Genomic DNA, 18,359 nt, shown 5'->3' with positions numbered 1-18,359 from the left:
ATCCTAAAGATGAATTAAACCCATGATGAATGATTCGCTCTGCCGCATTATTGCGGGTGAACTTCAGGCCAGGGCTGAACAGGTAGAAGCTGCCGTTCGCCTGCTTGATGAAGGGAACACCGTGCCGTTTATCGCACGCTATCGTAAAGAAGTCACCGGCGGTCTGGATGACACGCAGCTGCGTAATCTGGAAACCCGCCTGGGTTATCTGCGTGAACTCGAAGACCGCCGCCAGACGATCCTCAAGTCCATCGGCGAACAAGGCAAACTGACCGAGGCGCTGGAAAAAGCCATCAACGGTACGTTGAGTAAAACCGAGCTCGAAGACCTCTATCTGCCGTACAAACAAAAACGCCGCACGCGTGGGCAAATCGCCATTGAAGCCGGGCTGGAGCCGCTGGCTGAACTGCTGTGGAACGAACCGTCCCACGACCCGGAAACCGAAGCCGCCAAATATATCGACGCCGATAAAGGCGTAGCGGATAGCAAAGCCGCCCTCGACGGCGCGCGCTATATCCTGATGGAACGTTTCGCTGAAGACGCCGGGCTGCTGGCTAAAGTGCGTGATTATCTGTGGAAGAACGCCCACCTGGTGGCGAGCGTCGTCAGCGGCAAAGAAGAGGAAGGGGCGAAATTCCGCGACTACTTCGATCACCACGAACCGATTTCTACCGTGCCGTCGCACCGTGCTCTGGCCATGTTCCGCGGTCGCAACGAAGGTGTGCTGCAACTCTCTCTGAATGCCGATCCGCAGTTTGACGAGCCACCGAAAGAGAGCCATGGCGAGCAAATTATTATCGACCACCTCGGCCTGCGCTTGAATAACGCTCCTGCGGATAGCTGGCGTAAAGGCGTGGTGAGCTGGACATGGCGTATCAAGGTGCTGATGCACCTCGAAACCGAGCTGATGGGCACCGTGCGCGAACGTGCGGAAGACGAAGCGATCAACGTTTTCGCCCGCAACCTGCATGACCTGCTGATGGCGGCCCCGGCCGGGCTACGCGCTACTATGGGTCTCGATCCGGGCCTGCGTACCGGCGTGAAGGTGGCAGTTGTCGACGGCACCGGCAAAGTGGTGGCGACCGACACGATCTATCCGCATACCGGGCAGGCCGCCAAAGCGGCGGTGGCGGTAGCTGCGTTGTGTGAAAAACACAACGTTGAGCTGGTGGCGATCGGTAACGGTACCGCCTCGCGTGAAACCGAACGCTTCTTCCTCGACGTGCAGCAACAGTTCCCGAAAGTGACCGCTCAGAAGGTGATCGTCAGCGAAGCGGGCGCTTCCGTCTATTCCGCCTCAGAACTGGCGGCGCTGGAGTTCCCGGACCTCGACGTTTCCCTGCGCGGCGCGGTTTCTATCGCCCGCCGTCTTCAGGATCCGCTGGCCGAACTGGTGAAAATCGACCCGAAATCCATCGGGGTTGGCCAGTATCAGCATGATGTCAGCCAGTCGCAGCTGGCGCGTAAGCTGGACGCGGTGGTTGAAGACTGCGTGAACGCCGTTGGCGTGGACCTCAACACGGCATCGGTACCGCTGCTCACCCGCGTTGCCGGTCTGACCCGCATGATGGCGCAAAATGTTGTCGCCTGGCGTGATGAAAACGGTCAGTTCCAGAACCGCCAGCAACTGCTTAAAGTCAGCCGTCTGGGGCCAAAAGCGTTTGAACAGTGCGCGGGTTTCCTGCGTATCAACCACGGCGACAACCCGCTGGACGCCTCAACCGTGCACCCGGAAGCTTATCCGGTGGTTGAGCGAATTCTGGCGGCGACGCAGCAGGCGCTGCAAGATCTGATGGGTAACAGCAGCGAATTACGCAACCTGCGAGCGGTTGATTTCACCGATGACAAATTCGGTGTGCCGACGGTTTCCGACATCATCAAAGAGCTGGAAAAACCGGGCCGCGACCCGCGTCCTGAGTTTAAAACCGCCCAGTTCGCCGATGGCGTCGAAACGATGAACGACCTGCTGCCGGGGATGATCCTCGAAGGCGCGGTCACCAACGTCACCAACTTCGGTGCGTTTGTTGATATTGGCGTCCATCAGGACGGTCTGGTGCACATCTCTTCGCTGTCGAATAAGTTCGTTGAAGACCCGCACACCGTGGTCAAAGCGGGCGATATCGTGAAGGTCAAAGTGATGGAAGTTGACCTGCAGCGTAAACGTATCGCCCTGACGATGCGCCTGGACGAACAGCCTGGCGAAACCAATGCCCGCCGCGGCGGCGGAAATAACGATCGTCCTCAGGGCAATCGCCCGGCGGCAAAAGCAGCTAAGCCACCACGCGGTCGTGACGCGCAGCCTGCGGGCAACAGCGCGATGATGGACGCGCTGGCCGCAGCAATGGGTAAAAAACGCTAACCCCCTTTTCGGCCCCTCTTGCTGAGGGGCCGCTTCTCCTCCGCCATTCGCCATATTGCGCAAACAAGCATTAGTATTTTCTTATAACTTCTTAATAAGCGCGAATTGAACTTCTGAGATTAATATTTTCATTTTGTTAACTAACGAAACCTTAATTAAACATTAAGTAATAAGAATAATTATTATCTCAGTGGCGATGACAAAATCGACTTTGCTCAATATCAACAAAAGCTCAATTTTCCGGCTAAACATAGAATCTATCGCATTATATGTATTGATGATAAAAACTATTCTCATTATCATTATTCTCAGTGAGTATTTATTATTCTTCGTTGGCTACGGTCCCAGGCGCTGCACCTCCGGCGCATACGGAAAACTCTCTTTCAGTTAGCGATATACAAGTAGGTCCTATGCAATTCACACCTGATAGTGCGTGGAAAATCACTGGTTTCTCCCGCGATATTAGCCCGGCTTATCGGCAGAAACTTCTGTCCCTCGGGATGCTGCCCGGCTCCTCTTTTAATGTGGTTCGCGTGGCGCCGCTAGGCGATCCTATTCACATTGAAACCCGACGCGTGAGTCTGGTATTACGCAAAAAGGATTTAGCGTTAATTGAACTGGAAGCGGTTGCACAATAAAGCCTGACCGGCACTAAGAGCATGAATATGAAAAAATTAACCATTGGTTTAATTGGTAACCCTAACTCCGGTAAGACGACGCTATTCAACCAGCTCACCGGCGCGCGTCAGCGTGTGGGCAACTGGGCCGGAGTCACCGTTGAGCGTAAAGAAGGCGGTTTCAACACCACCGACCATCAGGTCACGCTGGTGGACCTTCCTGGCACCTATTCCCTGACCACTATCTCTTCGCAAACCTCGCTGGATGAGCAGATTGCCTGCCACTACATCCTCAGCGGTGATGCCGACATGCTGATTAACGTGGTTGATGCATCCAATCTGGAACGTAACCTTTACCTGACCTTGCAACTGCTGGAACTAGGGATTCCCTGCGTAGTCGCGTTGAACATGCTTGATATCGCGGAAAAACAAAAGATCCGTATTGATGTCGATGCGCTGGCAGCGCGCCTCGGTTGCCCGGTTATTCCGCTGGTTTCCACCCGTGGACGCGGTATCGAAGCCTTAAAAATGGCTATCGACCGTCATCAGGAAAACCAATCCATTGAGCTGGTGCACTACCCGCAGCCACTGCTGCGCGAAGCGGACAAGCTGGCGCAAGCGATGGCGCAGAACATCCCGCCACGTCAGCGTAGCTGGCTGGGTTTGCAGATGCTGGAAGGAGATATTTACAGCCGCGCTTATGCTGGTGACGCCGCCCACAAGCTGGACAGTGCGCTGGCGCATCTGAGCGAAGAGCTGGACGACCCGGCGCTGCATATCGCCGATGCGCGTTACCAAAGCATTGCCGCCATTTGTGATGCGGTCAGCAACACGTTGACCGCCGAGCCAAGTCGTTTCACTGCGGCGATGGATAAAATTATCCTCAACCGTTTCCTTGGGCTGCCGGTCTTTCTGTTCGTCATGTACCTGATGTTCTTACTGGCGATCAACATCGGCGGTGCGCTGCAGCCAATCTTTGATGGCGGTTCTGTGGCTCTCTTTATCCACGGCATTCAGTGGATCGGCTATACCCTGCATTTCCCGGACTGGCTGACCATTTTCCTCGCCCAGGGGATCGGCGGCGGTATTAATACCGTGCTGCCGCTGGTGCCGCAAATCGGCATGATGTACCTGTTCCTCTCCTTCCTTGAAGACTCCGGCTACATGGCGCGAGCGGCGTTTGTGATGGACCGACTGATGCAGGCGCTGGGGCTGCCAGGGAAATCCTTCGTGCCGCTGATTGTTGGTTTCGGCTGTAACGTGCCGTCGGTGATGGGCGCGCGTACCCTTGATGCGCCGCGCGAGCGCCTGATGACCATCATGATGGCGCCGTTTATGTCCTGCGGCGCACGGCTGGCAATCTTTGCTGTTTTTGCCGCCGCCTTTTTCGGCCAGAACGGCGCGCTGGCGGTCTTCTCGCTATACCTGTTAGGTATCGTCATGGCGATCCTCACCGGCCTGATGCTCAAGCACACAATTATGCGCGGCGAAGCTTCGCCGTTCGTGATGGAGCTGCCGGTGTACCACGTCCCGCATATTAAGAGTCTGATTATCCAGACCTGGCAGCGCCTGAAAGGCTTCGTGCTGCGTGCCGGTAAAGTGATCGTCATCGTCAGTATTTTCCTCAGCGCGCTGAACAGCTTCTCGCTGAGCGGAAAGATCGTCGATAACATCAATGATTCGGCGCTGGCATCGGTCAGTCGCGTAATTACCCCAGTGTTTAAGCCGATTGGCGTGCATGAGGATAACTGGCAGGCGACCGTCGGCCTGTTTACCGGCGCGATGGCGAAAGAGGTGGTGGTTGGTACGTTAAATACGCTCTACACCGCTGAAGATATCCAGAATGAAGCGTTTAATCCGCAGGAGTTCCATCTTGGCGACGAGCTGCTGGCCGCGGTGGATGAGACCTGGCAAAGCCTGAAAGACACCTTCAGCCTGAGCGTACTGGCGAACCCCATTGAAGCCAGCAAAGGCGATGGCGAAATGGAAACCGGCGCGATGGGCGTAATGGGCAGCAAATTCGGTAGCGCCGCTGCGGCGTACAGCTACCTGATTTTCGTTCTGCTCTATATTCCCTGCATTTCGGTCATGGGGGCAATTGCCCGCGAGTCGAGCCGCGGTTGGATGTCCTTCTCTATCCTGTGGGGCCTGAATATCGCCTATTCACTCTCTACGCTGTATTACCAGACCGTCAGCTTCAGCCAGCATCCGCGCTATAGTCTGGTGTGCATTCTGGCGGTGGTGTTGTTCAATATTCTGGTCTTTGGCCTGCTGCGCAGAGCGCGTAGCCGGGTGGACGTCTCGCTGCTGGCGACGCGCAAAACGCCGTCGTCCTGCTGCCAGAGTCCGGCTGGCGATTGCCACTAAGGAGCGATGATGGCGTCGTTAATTGAGGTTCGCGATATGCTGGCCCTGCAAGGGCGGATGGAAGCAGCGCAGTTGAGCGTCCGCCTGCGTACGCCGCAGCCGATGATCGACGCCATGCTGGGCCGCCTGGAGGCGATGGGTAAAGCAGTAAAAGTGACCGAAGATGCTGATGGCTGTCTTTCCGGAAGCTGCAAAAGCTGCCCGGAAGGTAAGGCCTGCCTGCGGGAGTGGTGGTCGCTGCGCTGAAGGGGGTCTGTTTATACAGATACTTTCCCCGGAGGCGATGCTGCGCATCTGTCCGGGCTACCAAACCCGCAGAACACTCAAACCTGTAGCCCGGGCAACCAAACTCGCAAAACTCACGAACCTGTAGCCCGGGCAAGGCGCGTCAAGCGCCGCCCCCGGGATGAAGCCACGCCGATACATCAGGTCCGGCACACACTAGTTAAACCCTACGCCGAATTAATATGCTCTTTGCAGTAACGACGCTTCCACGCCGCCGGGGTCAGGCTGGTGTGCTTGCGAAATATCTTGCGAAAGTAGCCCACGTCGTTAAATCCACATTTCATCGCCACTTCAGTCAGCGATAGCGAATCGCTAATGAGCAGCTTTTCCGCCGCCCTTACCCGCTGGCGATGCAGCGCTTCGGTTAACGTCAGTCGGAAAGCATGGCGATAAACGCGCCCCAGATAATCGGCGTTGCAGTGCAGTTCATGCGCCAGCGTTGAGGCGGAAATGGGCAGATGAAACTGCGTATGAATAATTTGCTGCGCTCTCCACGCCAGCGCATTGCCGGGGCTATCGGCGGGCTGTTCACTTGCCGCCGCCGAAATTTGCTGCAAAATCAACAACAGGATCAATTCCAGCGCCACGCTGCGATGAATATTTTCCTGTTCGCGTAAGAATTGCCGGAACAGCGAAATAATATACTGCGGTTCGCCGACTCGCGTGTGCTGCGGGATAGAAAGCAATGGTTCAGGTAAAGAATCGCTTTCACCAGAGTTCACTTCAAAATGCAGCCAATAAAACTTTAGGTCCGCCGGAAATTGCCCCACGCCAACATGTAAACGCTGCGGCCAGAGCAGTAAACTTTCCCCGGCATTGACGCTAAAAACTTCACTCCCTTCGCGAATCGCTAATGTCCCTTTTTCAACAAATATTATTTCCCAGGAGTGAAGTTGGCGTGCCGGATGACTACCAATGCCGCGGGAAATAAACAGCCCGCCGTTCTGCACCTTAATCGGAAGAGACATGGATAATTCAAGCATAGATATTCAATTTTCCGCTTTTAGCATCATAAACAACCGCTCATTGTTATTGATTATTCACGATAAAATAGCGTTATGCCGGATCAAAATCACACTTTTACCATCAAGTCGGAATCGTCACCTTTTTATACTTTTCCCTTCCCTTGTTGCTCTTAATATTTAGTGCAGAATAAATAACGTACTTTGCAAATTACACAATAAAAGCCCGCAACTTTTAGCGGGAAATTTTTCCGCACATCCTCTCCGGGAGTTATTTATGACTTCGGCTCCGATTACGACAAGCGATTTGGCACAGCGTGCCCAGGACGACAAATTATCCCTCCGGGAAAAAATAGGCTACGGGCTGGGCGATGCGGGTGGGACAGTCATCACCTGCCTTATCATGAACTTTTTAACTTTTTTCTATACCGATGTCTTCGGCCTGACGCCCGCGCTGGTCGGAACCATGTTCCTCGCCCTGCGCGTTTTCGACGCCATTTCCGACCCGATCATGGGGGTGCTGGCCGACCGTACTCAAAGCCGATGGGGACGCTTTCGCCCCTGGCAGCTGTGGATCGCCGTACCTATCGGCGTGATTGGCGTCCTGACCTTCACCGTCCCTGATGCCAGCATGGGGGTAAAAATCGCCTGGGCATTTGGTACCTATCTGCTGCTGTCAGTGAGCTACACCGCGATTAACGTACCGTACTGCGCGTTGATCAACACCATGACCACGCGCCACAGCGAGGTGATCTCGTGCCAGGCCTGGCGCTTCGTTCTATGCGGCGTGGCGGGTTTTTTAGTCTCCGTTGGGCTACCGTGGCTGGTTACCGCGCTCGGCCAGGGCAACACCGCCCAAGGCTATCAGTATGGCGTCGGCGTGCTGTGCGCTATTGCGGTGGTGATGTTCCTGTGCTGTTTCTTCTGGGTTCGCGAACGCGTCTCGCTGGACATGATGGGTAAATTTACCCTGCGCGAGCATATCGCCGGGCTGCGTAAAAACGACCAGTTGCTGCTAATGCTGGTGATGTCATTCCTGCTGATCAACGTCTTTAATATCCGCGGCGGCGGCTACATGTACTTCATCACCTACGTCCTTGAGGGGTCCACCGGCTACACCTCACTATTTTTCACCATGGTGACCTTCGCGTCGATTGGCGGTTCCGTCATCATCAACCTGCTGTCGCGCCGCTTTGATACCGTCAAACTCTACTACTACACCAACCTGGTGCTGGCCGCGCTGGCCGTCGCGATGTGGTTTTTACCGACCGGACCGGCATATCAGACCCTGTGGCTGATGGTGATCCTCGGCAACGGCATTATTCTTGGCTTCACCCTGCCGCTGCACTTCTCGCTGATGGCTTTCTCCGATGATTACGGTGAGTGGAAAACCGGCGTGCGCTCTTCCGGCATGAACTTCGCCTTTAACCTGTTCTTCATCAAGCTGGCATGGGCCTCCAGCGCCGGTATTATCAGCCTGATTTTTATCTACGTGGCCTATCAGCCGGGGGCTGGCAATCAGACCGCTCTGTCGCTGGCCGGGATCTCCTCAATGGAAACCCTGCTGCCCGCCCTGTTCCACCTGCTGCTGGCCTTCTCGATCCGCGCCTGCAAACTCAATAATCCGATGATGGCGCGCATTGCCACTGACCTGCGCACGCGTCACGTTCAGTCTTAAGGAGTCCGTCATGTCTGTTATGGAAGTCAATCTGCACAAACTGAAAATTAACGACCCGTTCCTCGGCCAGTACCAGCAACTGGTGCGCGATGTCGTCATCCCCTACCAGTGGGATGCGCTTAATGACCGCATCGAGGAGGCGGATCCAAGCCATGCAATAGAAAACTTCCGCATCGCCGCCGGACAACAGGCGGGCGAATTCTACGGCATGGTCTTTCAGGATAGCGACGTGGCGAAATGGCTGGAAGCCGTAGCCTGGTCGCTGTGCCAGAAACCGGACACCGAACTGGAAAAGACCGCAGATGAGGTCATTGAACTGGTGGCCGCCGCCCAGTGCGAAGACGGCTACCTGAATACCTACTTCACGGTTAAAGCACCAGAGGAACGCTGGACCAACCTCGCCGAATGCCACGAACTGTACTGCGCCGGGCATATGATTGAAGCGGGCGTCGCCTTCTTCCAGGCCACCGGCAAGCGCCGCCTGCTGGAGGTAGTCTGCCGCCTGGCTGACCATATCGATAGCGTATTTGGCCCCGGAGAGAAGCAGCTGCACGGCTACCCTGGCCACCCAGAAATCGAGCTGGCGTTAATGCGCCTGTACGACGTGACCCAGGAGCCGCGCTACATGTCGCTGGTGAACTACTTCGTTGAGGAGCGCGGAACCCAGCCGCATTTTTACGATATCGAATATGAAAAACGCGGCCAAACCTCCTACTGGAACACCTACGGCCCGGCGTGGATGGTTAAAGACAAACCCTACAGCCAGGCGCATCAGCCGATTTCCGAGCAGCCGGTCGCCATCGGCCACGCGGTGCGCTTTGTCTATCTGATGACCGGCGTCGCTCATCTCGCCCGCTTAAGCCAGGACGAAGGCAAACGCCAGGACTGCCTGCGTTTGTGGAACAATATGGCTCATCGCCAGCTGTATATTACCGGCGGCATCGGTTCGCAGAGCAGCGGAGAGGCCTTCAGCAGCGACTACGACCTGCCAAACGACACGGTATACGCCGAAAGCTGCGCCTCCATCGGCCTGATGATGTTTGCCCGCCGAATGCTGGAAATGGAAGCCGACAGCCAGTACGCCGACGTGATGGAGCGCGCGCTGTATAACACCGTGCTGGGCGGAATGGCGCTGGACGGCAAACACTTCTTCTACGTTAACCCGCTGGAAGTGCATCCAAAGTCATTAAAATTCAACCATATTTACGACCACGTGAAGCCCGTTCGCCAGCGCTGGTTCGGCTGTGCCTGCTGCCCGCCGAACATCGCCCGCGTGCTGACCTCGCTGGGCCACTACATCTACACGCCGCATGACGACGCGCTGTACATCAACCTGTATGTCGGCAACAGCGCCGAGATCCCGGTTGGCGATGAGACGCTGCGTCTGCGCATCAGCGGCAACTATCCGTGGCAGGAGCAGGTGAAAATTGCCATCGATTCATCCACCCCGATCAATCACACCCTGGCACTGCGTCTGCCGGACTGGTGCGATAAGCCGCAGGTGACGCTTAACGGCGTGGCGGTTGCGCAGGATGTACGTAAAGGCTATCTGCACATTAGCCATCGCTGGCAGGAAGGCGACACGCTGGTGTTAACGCTGCCAATGCCGGTGCGGCGTATTTATGGTAATCCGCTGGTACGCCATCAGGCAGGCCAGGTCGCCGTCCAGCGCGGCCCGCTGGTTTATTGCCTGGAACAGGCAGATAACGGCGAGCAGTTGCATAACCTACAGCTGCCGCGCGATGCGCAGTTCAGCGCGTTTGAAGGCAAAGGGATTTTTGCTCACAAGACGCTCCTCCAGGCTCCGGGGTATAAGCAAACGGCGGAAAATGCCGAAAACCAGGCGCTGTGGAATTACGACCGCGCCCCGTCCACCCGTCAGCAACAGACCCTGACCTTTATCCCGTGGTTTAGCTGGGCCAACCGCGGCGAAGGCGAAATGCGCATCTGGGTGAAAGAAGCGGACGAATAAGCGCTACGCTGACCGGGCTGCCGTCTGCAAACGGGTAGCCCGGCCAATGCGCGCCAAGCGCCGCCTCCGGGCCAGGCTATGTTTCAAATGCCCCCTCTCTCCAAACAGATTGGTCCTACCAGTTATTTGCTAAATCCCTCAGCGGTTCACATATCCATCATTTTTAGTCACATTAATATTGCTCGCAAATAACATTTGATTAACCATTCGTTGTCGTTAATCCTACAATCGCAATTTGGCTGGGCCAATTTTACAAATGATGTGACCTTGCAAAGAGCATAAGACTCAGCATGACATCATGGCGGCCCGATGGAGACCTGCATGAACCTCTGGCAACAAAATTACGATCCGGCCGGTAATATCTGGCTATCGAGTCTTATCGCATCGCTACCAATTCTGTTTTTCTTTTTTGCCCTGATTAAGCTCAAGCTGAAGGGGTACGTCGCCGCCACCTGGACCGTGCTGATTGCGCTATCCGTCGCCCTGCTGTTCTACAAAATGCCGGTTGACCATGCGCTGGCTTCCGTCATTTACGGTTTCTTCTACGGCCTGTGGCCCATCGCGTGGATTATCATCGCCGCGGTGTTCGTCTATAAAATCTCGGTGAAAACAGGGCAGTTCGACATTATCCGTTCATCGATTTTGTCTATTACCCCGGACCAGCGCCTGCAAATGCTCATCGTCGGCTTCTCCTTCGGCGCGTTTCTTGAGGGAGCCGCTGGTTTTGGCGCACCGGTCGCCATTACCGCTGCATTGCTGGTAGGACTTGGCTTTAACCCGCTGTATGCCGCTGGCCTGTGCCTGATCGTCAACACCGCGCCGGTGGCGTTTGGCGCGATGGGCATTCCGATTCTGGTCGCCGGGCAGGTTACGGGGCTGGACAGCTTTGAAATCGGCCAGATGGTTGGCCGCCAGCTGCCGTTCCTGACCATCATCGTGCTGTTCTGGATCATGGCGATTATGGACGGCTGGCGCGGGATTAAAGAGACCTGGCCTGCGGTTATGGTCGCCGGTGGCTCCTTTGCTATCGCTCAGTACCTCAGCTCCAACTTCCTCGGCCCGGAACTGCCGGATATCATCTCTTCTCTGGTATCGCTGGTCTGCCTGACGTTATTCCTCAAACGCTGGCAGCCGGTGCGCATCTTCCGCTTCGGCGATATGGGCGCGTCGCAGGTCGATATGACTCTGGCGCGCACTCGCTACACGCCGGGACAGGTTGTCCGCGCCTGGTCACCGTTCCTGTTCCTGACCGCCACCGTGACCCTGTGGAGCGTGCCGCCGTTCAAAGCGCTGTTCGCTCCGGGCGGCGCAATGTACGACTTTGTCATTAATATTTCCGTGCCGTTCCTCGACAAGATGGTGGCCCGTATGCCGCCAGTGGTCAGCGAAGCCACGCCGTATGCCGCGGTCTATAAGTTCGACTGGCTCTCCGCCACCGGTACCGCCATTCTGTTCGCGGCTATACTTTCCATCGTCTGGCTGCGCATGAAGCCGAAAGACGCGATCTCGACCTTCGGCAGCACGCTGAAGGAACTGGCGCTGCCGATATACTCCATCGGCATGGTGCTGGCGTTCGCCTTTATTTCCAACTATTCCGGGCTATCCTCAACTCTGGCCCTCGCGCTGGCGCACACTGGCCACGCGTTTACTTTCTTCTCGCCGTTCCTCGGCTGGCTGGGGGTATTCCTGACCGGTTCGGATACATCGTCTAACGCGCTGTTTGCCGCGCTACAGGCCACTGCAGCTCAACAGATTGGCGTCTCTGATATCCTGCTGGTCGCCGCGAACACCACCGGCGGCGTGACCGGCAAAATGATTTCGCCGCAGTCCATCGCCATCGCCTGTGCGGCGGTCGGCCTGGTGGGTAAAGAGTCTGACCTGTTCCGCTTTACCGTGAAACATAGCCTGATTTTCACCTGTATGGTCGGCGTGATCACCACACTGCAGGCGTATGTCTTAACCTGGATGATTCCGTGATAGTGATGCCAAAACGCCTTGCCGATGACGTCGTTCGTCGCGTGCGGGCGCTGATTGAAGAACAAAACCTGGAGGCGGGCATGCGATTGCCCGCCGAACGCCAGCTCGCCGCTCAGCTTGGCGTCTCGCGCAATTCACTGCGTGAAGCGCTGGCGATGCTGGTGAATGAAGGGGTGCTGCTCAGCCGTCGCGGCGGCGGCACTTTTGTCCGCTGGCAGCACGAACCATGGTCGGAGCAAAATATCGTTCAGCCGCTGAAAACGCTGCTCGCCGACGACCCCGATTACAGTTTCGATATCCTCGAAGCCCGCCACGCCATCGAGGCCAGCACTGCCTGGCATGCGGCGATGCGGGCGACTGAGGCCGAGAAAGAGAAAATCCTCCTCTGTTTTGAAGCGACCCAGAGTGAAGACCCGGATCTGGCCTCGCAGGCCGACGTGCGTTTCCATCTGGCGATTGCCGAAGCCTCGCACAACGTGGTGCTGCTGCAAACCATGCGCGGCTTTTTCGACCTCTTACAATCCTCGGTCAAGGAGAGCCGCCAACGGATGTACCTCGTCCCGCCGGTCTTCGCTCGCCTGACCGAACAGCACCAGGCGGTGATGGAGGCAATTATCGCCGGCGATCCTGAAGGTGCCAGACAGGCGATGATGGCCCATTTGGGCTTTGTCCACGCCACGATCAAACGTTTTGATGAAGACCAGGCCCGCCAGGCGCGAATTACCCGCCTGCCCGGTGGCCATAACGACAATTCCAGGGAGAACTTGTGATGATTATTTCCGCCGCCAGCGACTATCGCGCCGCCGCACAGCGTATCCTGCCACCGTTTCTTTTCCACTACATCGACGGCGGCGCTTACGCCGAGCACACCCTGCGCCGCAACGTTGAAGACTTGTCCGATGTGGCCCTGCGCCAGCGGATACTGAAGAACATGTCGGATCTGAGTCTGGAAACCACGCTGTTTAACGAAAAGCTTTCAATGCCAACGGCGCTGGCCCCTGTCGGCCTGTGCGGAATGTACGCACGCCGCGGTGAAGTGCAGGCAGCGGGCGCGGCGGATGAGAAAGGGATTCCCTTTACGCTCTCCACCGTTTCCGTTTGCCCGATTGAGGAAGTCGCCCCGACCATCAAGCGCCCAATGTGGTTCCAGCTCTACGTCCTGCGCGATCGCGGTTTTATGCGCAACGCGCTGGAGCGCGCCAAAGCGGCGGGCTGTTCAACGCTAGTCTTTACCGTCGATATGCCGACACCCGGCGCGCGCTATCGCGATGCGCACTCCGGAATGAGCGGCCCGAACGCGGCGATGCGTCGCTACTGGCAGGCGATGACCCATCCGCAGTGGGCGTGGGACGTTGGTTTAAACGGCCGCCCGCACGATTTAGGCAATATCTCCGCCTACCTCGGCAAACCAACTGGCCTTGAAGATTACATTGGCTGGCTGGCGAATAACTTCGATCCGTCGATTTCCTGGAAAGACCTTGAGTGGATCCGCGAATTCTGGGACGGCCCGATGGTGATCAAAGGGATCCTCGATCCAGAAGATGCGCGCGACGCAGTGCGCTTTGGTGCCGACGGGATTGTGGTCTCGAACCACGGTGGCCGCCAGCTTGATGGCGTGCTCTCCTCCGCCCGCGCCCTGCCCGCGATCGCTGACGCGGTGAAGGGCGACATCACCATTCTCGCCGACAGCGGTATTCGCAACGGCCTCGATGTCGTGCGCATGATTGCACTAGGTGCGGATAGCGTGCTGCTGGGACGTGCCTATCTGTATGCGCTGGCGACCCACGGTAAGCAAGGGGTGGCAAATCTGCTGAACCTGATTGAGAAAGAGATGAAGGTGGCGATGACCCTGACCGGCGCGAAAACTATCGGTGAGATCAGCCGCGACTCTCTGGTGCAAAACGCCGATGCGCTGCGGACATTTGACGTTATCAAGGCGGGGAATGCGGCGTAATCTGCGGCTTTCTCCCCTCACCCTGGCCCTCTCCCCAAAGGGGCGAGGGAAGCAATCCTCTGCGCTGAGCAGGCAGGTTTTCTCCCTCTCCCATTCAGAAAGAGAGCGGAGTGAGGGTTCGCCAAATATCTGCTATTCTGCCCCCCGCAATTAAGGGGGCAGCATGCTTAACATCGTCTTATTCGAACCAGAAATCCCGCCGAACACCGGGAATATTATCCGCCTGTGCGCTAACACTGGCTTCAATCTACACATCATCGAACCGATGGGCTTTGCCTGGGACGATAAGCGCCTACGCCGCGCCGGGCTGGATTACCACGAGTTCGCCGCCGTTCAGCGTCATGCTAATTATGCGGCATTTGTGGAAAGCGCAAAGCCGCAGCGTCTGTTTGCCCTGACCACCAAAGGTACGCCAGCGCACAGCGCGGTGAGCTATCAGGACGGTGATTTTTTGATGTTTGGCCCGGAGACCCGCGGACTGCCAGCCAGCATTCTTGGCGCCCTGCCCGCAGCGCAAAAAATCCGAATTCCGATGATGCCGGACAGCCGCAGCATGAACCTGTCAAACGCGGTGTCGGTGGTGGTGTATGAAGCCTGGCGCCAGCTGGGGTATCCGGGCGCAGTATTACGCAGCTGAGCTAGCTTTCTCCCGGAGGCGGTGCGTAGAGCCTGTCCGGGCGATCAGACAGCGCTCAGTATTGTAGCCCGGACAGATGCGCAGCATCGCCTCCGGGTAATCAATCAAATCCCGTCGCCATACTCAAAAGTATGGTGTATCCCATTAAAGTGCTGATCCATATCCATCGCGGGCTTATCGCTCTCCGGCTTGCCTACGATGCGGGCCGGAACCCCAGCGGCAGTGGTATGCGGCGGTACCGGCTGTAGCACCACGGAACCTGCGCCAATTTTTGCCCCGCGCCCGACTTCAATATTGCCAAGGATCTTCGCCCCGGCGCCAATCATCACGCCCTCGCGAATTTTCGGGTGACGATCGCCGCTGGTTTTACCGGTACCGCCAAGGGTCACCGATTGCAGAATCGACACATCATCTTCAATGATCGCCGTTTCACCGACGACAATGCCGGTGGCGTGGTCAAGCATGATCCCGCGGCCAATTTTCGCTGCCGGGTGGATATCCACCTGGAACGAGACGGAAACTTGATTTTGCAGGAAAATCGCCAGCGCCCGACGCCCCTGGTTCCACAGCCAGTGGCCGATACGATAAGCCTGTAGCGCGTGGAATCCTTTGAGGTATAGCAGCGGCGTCGAGTATTTATCCACCGCCGGGTCGCGGGTGCGCACGGCCTGAATATCGCAGGCGGCGGAGGCAATCATTTCCGGGTCGGCGGCGTACGCCTCTTCCACCACTTCACGAATCGCGATGGCGGGCATAATCGGGGAAGCCAGTTTGTTCGCCAGCATATAGCTCAGGGCGCTGCCGAGGTTTTCGTGCTTGAGCAGCGTAGCGTGGTAGAAACTGGCGAGCATCGGCTCACAGTCAGCTAAAGCCCGGGCTTCGGCTTTAATATTATTCCAGACGATATCCAGTTCTTCACACGGCATTGCTGACTCCAGGCGATATAATAATGACCGGCCAGTTCTTTGCTGGCCGGGTCATTCAGGTGATCCAGGTTCCATCGCAGTTAGTTGCTACGCTCGTCCTTGCGTGCACGACCTAATAAGGTCAATGCTGCCTCGCGCGCAATTTTTCCGCAATACAATACCTGATAAATTTCCTCGGTTATTGGCATTTCAACGCCTAAACGCTGTGCCAGAACGCGAACTTCTTTGGTATTGCGGTAGCCTTCAACCACCTGACCAATCTTATCCTGCGCGCCTTGCACATCCATGCCCTGACCGAGCATCATGCCGAAGCGGCGGTTACGTGATTGGTTATCGGTACAGGTCAGCACCAGATCGCCAAGGCCCGCCATTCCCATAAAGGTTTCCGGATCGGCGCCAAGCGCTTCTCCGAGGCGAGACATCTCAACTAATCCGCGCGTAATAAGCGCGGTACGGGCATTGGCGCCAAAGCCGATGCCGTCAGACATCCCGGCGCCGATGGCGATAACGTTTTTCACCGCGCCGCCAAGCTGAACGCCGATGAAATCCGGGTTGATGTAGACGCGGAAGCTCTTGCCGCAGTGCAACAGACTCTGCAGATCGTCAGCAAACTGCGGGTCCGTAGACGCCAGCGAGATAGCTGTCGGCAGGCCTGCGGCCAGCTCTTTGGCAAAAGTCGGGCCGGAAATCACCGCCAACGGGATATCATCGCCCAGCGCTTCACGCGCTACGTCCTGCAACAGGCGTCCGGTTTCCGCTTCGAGGCCTTTTGTCGCCCAAACCAGGCGTGCATCAGCGCGCATCAGCGGTTTAATCTGCCGCAGCACTTCGCCAAAAACATGGCTCGGCACAACGACCAGGATATCGCGGCTGGCAGCCAGCGCGATCGCCAGATCGCTTTCCAGATGCAGCGTATCAGGGAAAGGGACGTCAGGGAGGAATGCAGCGTTGCAGCGATCGTGCTGCAGCGTCGCAATATGTTTCGGGTCATGGCCCCACAGGACAACATGGTGGCCATTTCTTGCCAGGGTGATGGCAAGAGCGGTGCCGTAAGAGCCGGCACCGATCACAGTCATTGCAGCGTTAAGCGCGTTCATCAGGCATCCTGATGTTGTTCAGCACCTTCGCCAGACTGCTGCTGCAGATAGTTCATAAACAGCGCATCGAAGTTCACTGGCGCAAGGTTCAGTTGCGGGAAGGTACCGCGAGAAACCAGGCTGGTGATGCATTCGCGAGCATACGGGAACAGAATGTTCGGGCAGTATGCACCGAGGCAATGCGCCATCTGGGTACCGTCGATGCCTTCGATGGAGAAAATACCGCCCTGTTGTACTTCACACAGGAATGCAGTTTCTTCGCCAAGGGAAGCGGTTACGGTGACACGCAGCACCACTTCATACACGCCTTCAGCCAGCTGGCTGGAAGCCGTATCCAGATCAAGTTTAACTTCCGGCTGCCAATCTTTCTGGAAAACTTGCGGAGCGTTTGGCGCTTCGAAAGAAATATCTTTGGTGTAGATACGCTGGATCTGGAAAGTCATTTCGGTGCTGTTTTGTTCTGACATAGTAAAACCCTTTCGTGTTGTCCTTAAGTACGCCTGTCCAATGGGGATGGGCGCAAAAATTAGCGCAAGAGGGGATCGAGTCCACCACGTGAATCAAGCGCGTACAAGTCGTCACAGCCGCCAATGTGCTGCGCATCAATAAAAATCTGCGGAACCGTCGTCCGACCGCTGCGCTGAATCATCTCTTCACGCTTCGCAGCATTGCCATCGATTGGCAACTCGTTGAACGTCACGCCTTTGCTCTTCAGCAGCGCTTTCGCACGCACGCAGAACGGGCAGGTCGCTTTGGTATAGATATCAATATTGGCCATGACTTCACTCCTGTTTTTACCCCCGAGGGTTTTACGCCGCAGCATCATTCTTCCCTTGGGGGAAACGCGCTGCGTCATAAAGACGCGGGTAAATTATTTACCGCGTACCAGCGGAAGGTTCTCGCCGCTCCAGCCTGCGATGCCTTCTTTCAGTACGAAGACCTTTTCAAAACCGGCTTTGTTCAGCGCGCTGGCGGGTTCTTGTGCCTGCATACCGGAACCGTCTACCACTATAATGGGTTGCGATTTGTGCTTTTCCAACTCACCGACGTTATTTGCTTTGATATCGCTCGTCAGCAGGTTGATGGAGCCAGCAATATGGCCTTTACGGAAATCGTCACGCTGACGCAGGTCGACAACCACGGCGTCTTCTTTGTTGATCAGACGCGTCGCTTCACCACGGGTAATGACTTTAACTTTCGACATCAGCCCTTTAAAGGTGGTGAACAGCACCGCCACCAGCAGCGCGACCCACGCGATGCTCAGGACGGGGTGACGGCCGATGAATTGCATAATTTCTTGCATGGGGGGTTACAACTCCCGACTAAGTGATAAAAAAACCAGGGAAGGAGTATACCTGTGCATTGCAGCAAATACAGCCAGTGAGCGCGATGTAATGTATTTTCTGCGGTCCGTCACGAAAAAAAACTGCTCCCTGTGGAGCAATGCGGCCTGACCGATCCCTTTCTTTGATCTTTTACGGTGATTTGATCGATTCAGCTGTAGTAAAATTACGCAAATTTTCTGTCT

16 protein-coding genes are annotated in these 18,359 nt (G+C 56.4%); 10 read left to right on the top strand and 6 right to left on the bottom strand.

Features of this window, described 5'->3' with window-relative positions; genetic code table 11:
• Positions 1-22 precede the first annotated feature (22 nt).
• From AC07P6_RS01015 to feoC, 4 genes are all read left to right on the top strand, one after another.
• A complete protein-coding gene (locus tag AC07P6_RS01015) occupies positions 23-2,359 on the top strand; it encodes a Tex family protein (RefSeq protein ID WP_182235286.1) in 2,337 nt (778 codons plus the stop codon).
• A 410-nt stretch (positions 2,360-2,769) separates the two neighbouring features.
• Positions 2,770-2,997, top strand: coding sequence for a ferrous iron transporter A (gene feoA, locus AC07P6_RS01010; protein ID WP_004126281.1), 228 nt, complete (start codon positions 2,770-2,772; stop codon positions 2,995-2,997).
• A 27-nt stretch (positions 2,998-3,024) separates the two neighbouring features.
• Positions 3,025-5,343, top strand: a complete 2,319-nt coding sequence (gene feoB, locus AC07P6_RS01005; protein ID WP_182235287.1) for a Fe(2+) transporter permease subunit FeoB — start codon at positions 3,025-3,027, stop codon at positions 5,341-5,343.
• A 9-nt stretch (positions 5,344-5,352) separates the two neighbouring features.
• The gene (gene feoC, locus AC07P6_RS01000) at positions 5,353-5,589 is read left to right on the top strand and encodes a [Fe-S]-dependent transcriptional repressor FeoC (protein ID WP_304261151.1); all 237 of its coding nucleotides are present in this window, start codon (positions 5,353-5,355) and stop codon (positions 5,587-5,589) included.
• 206 nt (positions 5,590-5,795) lie between these two features.
• Here the strand turns inward: feoC and AC07P6_RS00995 are convergent, their stop codons facing one another.
• Positions 5,796-6,611 (bottom strand): helix-turn-helix domain-containing protein, encoded by an 816-nt coding sequence (locus AC07P6_RS00995; RefSeq protein WP_304254146.1) that lies wholly within the window; start codon positions 6,609-6,611, stop codon positions 5,796-5,798.
• 256 nt (positions 6,612-6,867) lie between these two features.
• On the opposite strand from AC07P6_RS00995, the gene AC07P6_RS00990 reads away from it, so the two are divergent.
• The 6 genes from AC07P6_RS00990 to trmL all read left to right on the top strand — a co-directional run bounded on the left by AC07P6_RS00990 (position 6,868) and on the right by trmL (position 14,808).
• On the top strand, positions 6,868-8,268 hold the full coding sequence (locus AC07P6_RS00990; protein WP_112215944.1) for an MFS transporter: 1,401 nt from the start codon (positions 6,868-6,870) through the stop codon (positions 8,266-8,268).
• A gap of 10 nt (positions 8,269-8,278) precedes the next feature.
• Positions 8,279-10,240 carry a glycoside hydrolase family 127 protein gene (locus AC07P6_RS00985; protein ID WP_434661144.1) on the top strand — a complete coding sequence of 654 codons (1,962 nt, stop codon included), beginning with the start codon at positions 8,279-8,281 and terminating at the stop codon, positions 10,238-10,240.
• A 321-nt stretch (positions 10,241-10,561) separates the two neighbouring features.
• On the top strand, positions 10,562-12,217 hold the full coding sequence (lldP, locus tag AC07P6_RS00980; protein WP_304254152.1) for an L-lactate permease: 1,656 nt from the start codon (positions 10,562-10,564) through the stop codon (positions 12,215-12,217).
• Positions 12,214-12,987, top strand: coding sequence for a transcriptional regulator LldR (gene lldR, locus AC07P6_RS00975; RefSeq protein ID WP_478315463.1), 774 nt, complete (start codon positions 12,214-12,216; stop codon positions 12,985-12,987). The genes lldP and lldR overlap by 4 nt, the downstream gene beginning before the upstream one ends.
• Positions 12,987-14,171, top strand: a complete 1,185-nt coding sequence (gene lldD / locus AC07P6_RS00970) for an FMN-dependent L-lactate dehydrogenase LldD (RefSeq protein ID WP_112215940.1) — start codon at positions 12,987-12,989, stop codon at positions 14,169-14,171. Before lldR ends, lldD begins: the two co-directional genes overlap by 1 nt.
• Before the next feature lie 163 nt (positions 14,172-14,334).
• Positions 14,335-14,808 (top strand): tRNA (uridine(34)/cytosine(34)/5-carboxymethylaminomethyluridine(34)-2'-O)-methyltransferase TrmL, encoded by a 474-nt coding sequence (trmL, locus tag AC07P6_RS00965; RefSeq protein ID WP_478315462.1) that lies wholly within the window; start codon positions 14,335-14,337, stop codon positions 14,806-14,808.
• Between the two features lie 104 nt (positions 14,809-14,912).
• On the opposite strand, the gene cysE is transcribed toward trmL, so the two are convergent.
• The 5 genes from cysE to AC07P6_RS00940 form a co-directional block, all read right to left on the bottom strand.
• Positions 14,913-15,734, bottom strand: coding sequence for a serine O-acetyltransferase (cysE, locus tag AC07P6_RS00960; protein WP_110276987.1), 822 nt, complete (start codon positions 15,732-15,734; stop codon positions 14,913-14,915).
• 80 nt (positions 15,735-15,814) lie between these two features.
• Positions 15,815-16,831: an NAD(P)H-dependent glycerol-3-phosphate dehydrogenase gene (gpsA, locus tag AC07P6_RS00955; protein WP_181484459.1), complete on the bottom strand. Its 1,017-nt coding sequence runs from the start codon at positions 16,829-16,831 to the stop codon at positions 15,815-15,817.
• Entirely contained in the window at positions 16,831-17,298 is a 468-nt protein-coding gene (gene secB, locus AC07P6_RS00950; protein WP_110276985.1) for a protein-export chaperone SecB, read from the bottom strand. The genes gpsA and secB overlap by 1 nt, the downstream gene beginning before the upstream one ends.
• 59 nt (positions 17,299-17,357) lie before the next feature.
• The gene (gene grxC, locus AC07P6_RS00945) at positions 17,358-17,609 is read right to left on the bottom strand and encodes a glutaredoxin 3 (RefSeq protein WP_110276984.1); all 252 of its coding nucleotides are present in this window, start codon (positions 17,607-17,609) and stop codon (positions 17,358-17,360) included.
• Between the two features lie 93 nt (positions 17,610-17,702).
• Complete coding sequence (locus AC07P6_RS00940) at positions 17,703-18,134, bottom strand: rhodanese-like domain-containing protein (RefSeq protein ID WP_110276983.1); 432 nt, start codon at positions 18,132-18,134, stop codon at positions 17,703-17,705.
• Positions 18,135-18,359 lie beyond the last annotated feature (225 nt).

This window comes from Klebsiella sp. GFKo11, from assembly GCF_056490265.1.
The sequence above is the reverse complement of the archived record's forward strand: the minus strand, read 5'-3'. Positions and strand labels throughout refer to the sequence as shown.

Bases quoted from the DNA above. Each gene is read 5' to 3' on its own strand.
- AC07P6_RS00990 (WP_112215944.1), top strand. From the start codon at position 6,868: ATGACTTCGGCTCCGATTACGACAAGCGATTTGGCACAGCGTGCCCAG.
- cysE (WP_110276987.1), bottom strand. From the start codon at position 15,734: ATGCCGTGTGAAGAACTGGATATCGTCTGGAATAATATTAAAGCCGAA.
- feoA (WP_004126281.1), top strand. From the start codon at position 2,770: ATGCAATTCACACCTGATAGTGCGTGGAAAATCACTGGTTTCTCCCGC.
- AC07P6_RS01015 (WP_182235286.1), top strand. From the start codon at position 23: ATGATGAATGATTCGCTCTGCCGCATTATTGCGGGTGAACTTCAGGCC.
- trmL (WP_478315462.1), top strand. From the start codon at position 14,335: ATGCTTAACATCGTCTTATTCGAACCAGAAATCCCGCCGAACACCGGG.
- gpsA (WP_181484459.1), bottom strand. From the start codon at position 16,831: ATGAACGCGCTTAACGCTGCAATGACTGTGATCGGTGCCGGCTCTTAC.
- AC07P6_RS00995 (WP_304254146.1), bottom strand. From the start codon at position 6,611: ATGCTTGAATTATCCATGTCTCTTCCGATTAAGGTGCAGAACGGCGGG.
- feoC (WP_304261151.1), top strand. From the start codon at position 5,353: ATGGCGTCGTTAATTGAGGTTCGCGATATGCTGGCCCTGCAAGGGCGG.
- AC07P6_RS00940 (WP_110276983.1), bottom strand. From the start codon at position 18,134: ATGCAAGAAATTATGCAATTCATCGGCCGTCACCCCGTCCTGAGCATC.
- lldD (WP_112215940.1), top strand. From the start codon at position 12,987: ATGATTATTTCCGCCGCCAGCGACTATCGCGCCGCCGCACAGCGTATC.
- lldP (WP_304254152.1), top strand. From the start codon at position 10,562: ATGAACCTCTGGCAACAAAATTACGATCCGGCCGGTAATATCTGGCTA.
- feoB (WP_182235287.1), top strand. From the start codon at position 3,025: ATGAAAAAATTAACCATTGGTTTAATTGGTAACCCTAACTCCGGTAAG.
- grxC (WP_110276984.1), bottom strand. From the start codon at position 17,609: ATGGCCAATATTGATATCTATACCAAAGCGACCTGCCCGTTCTGCGTG.
- secB (WP_110276985.1), bottom strand. From the start codon at position 17,298: ATGTCAGAACAAAACAGCACCGAAATGACTTTCCAGATCCAGCGTATC.
- AC07P6_RS00985 (WP_434661144.1), top strand. From the start codon at position 8,279: ATGTCTGTTATGGAAGTCAATCTGCACAAACTGAAAATTAACGACCCG.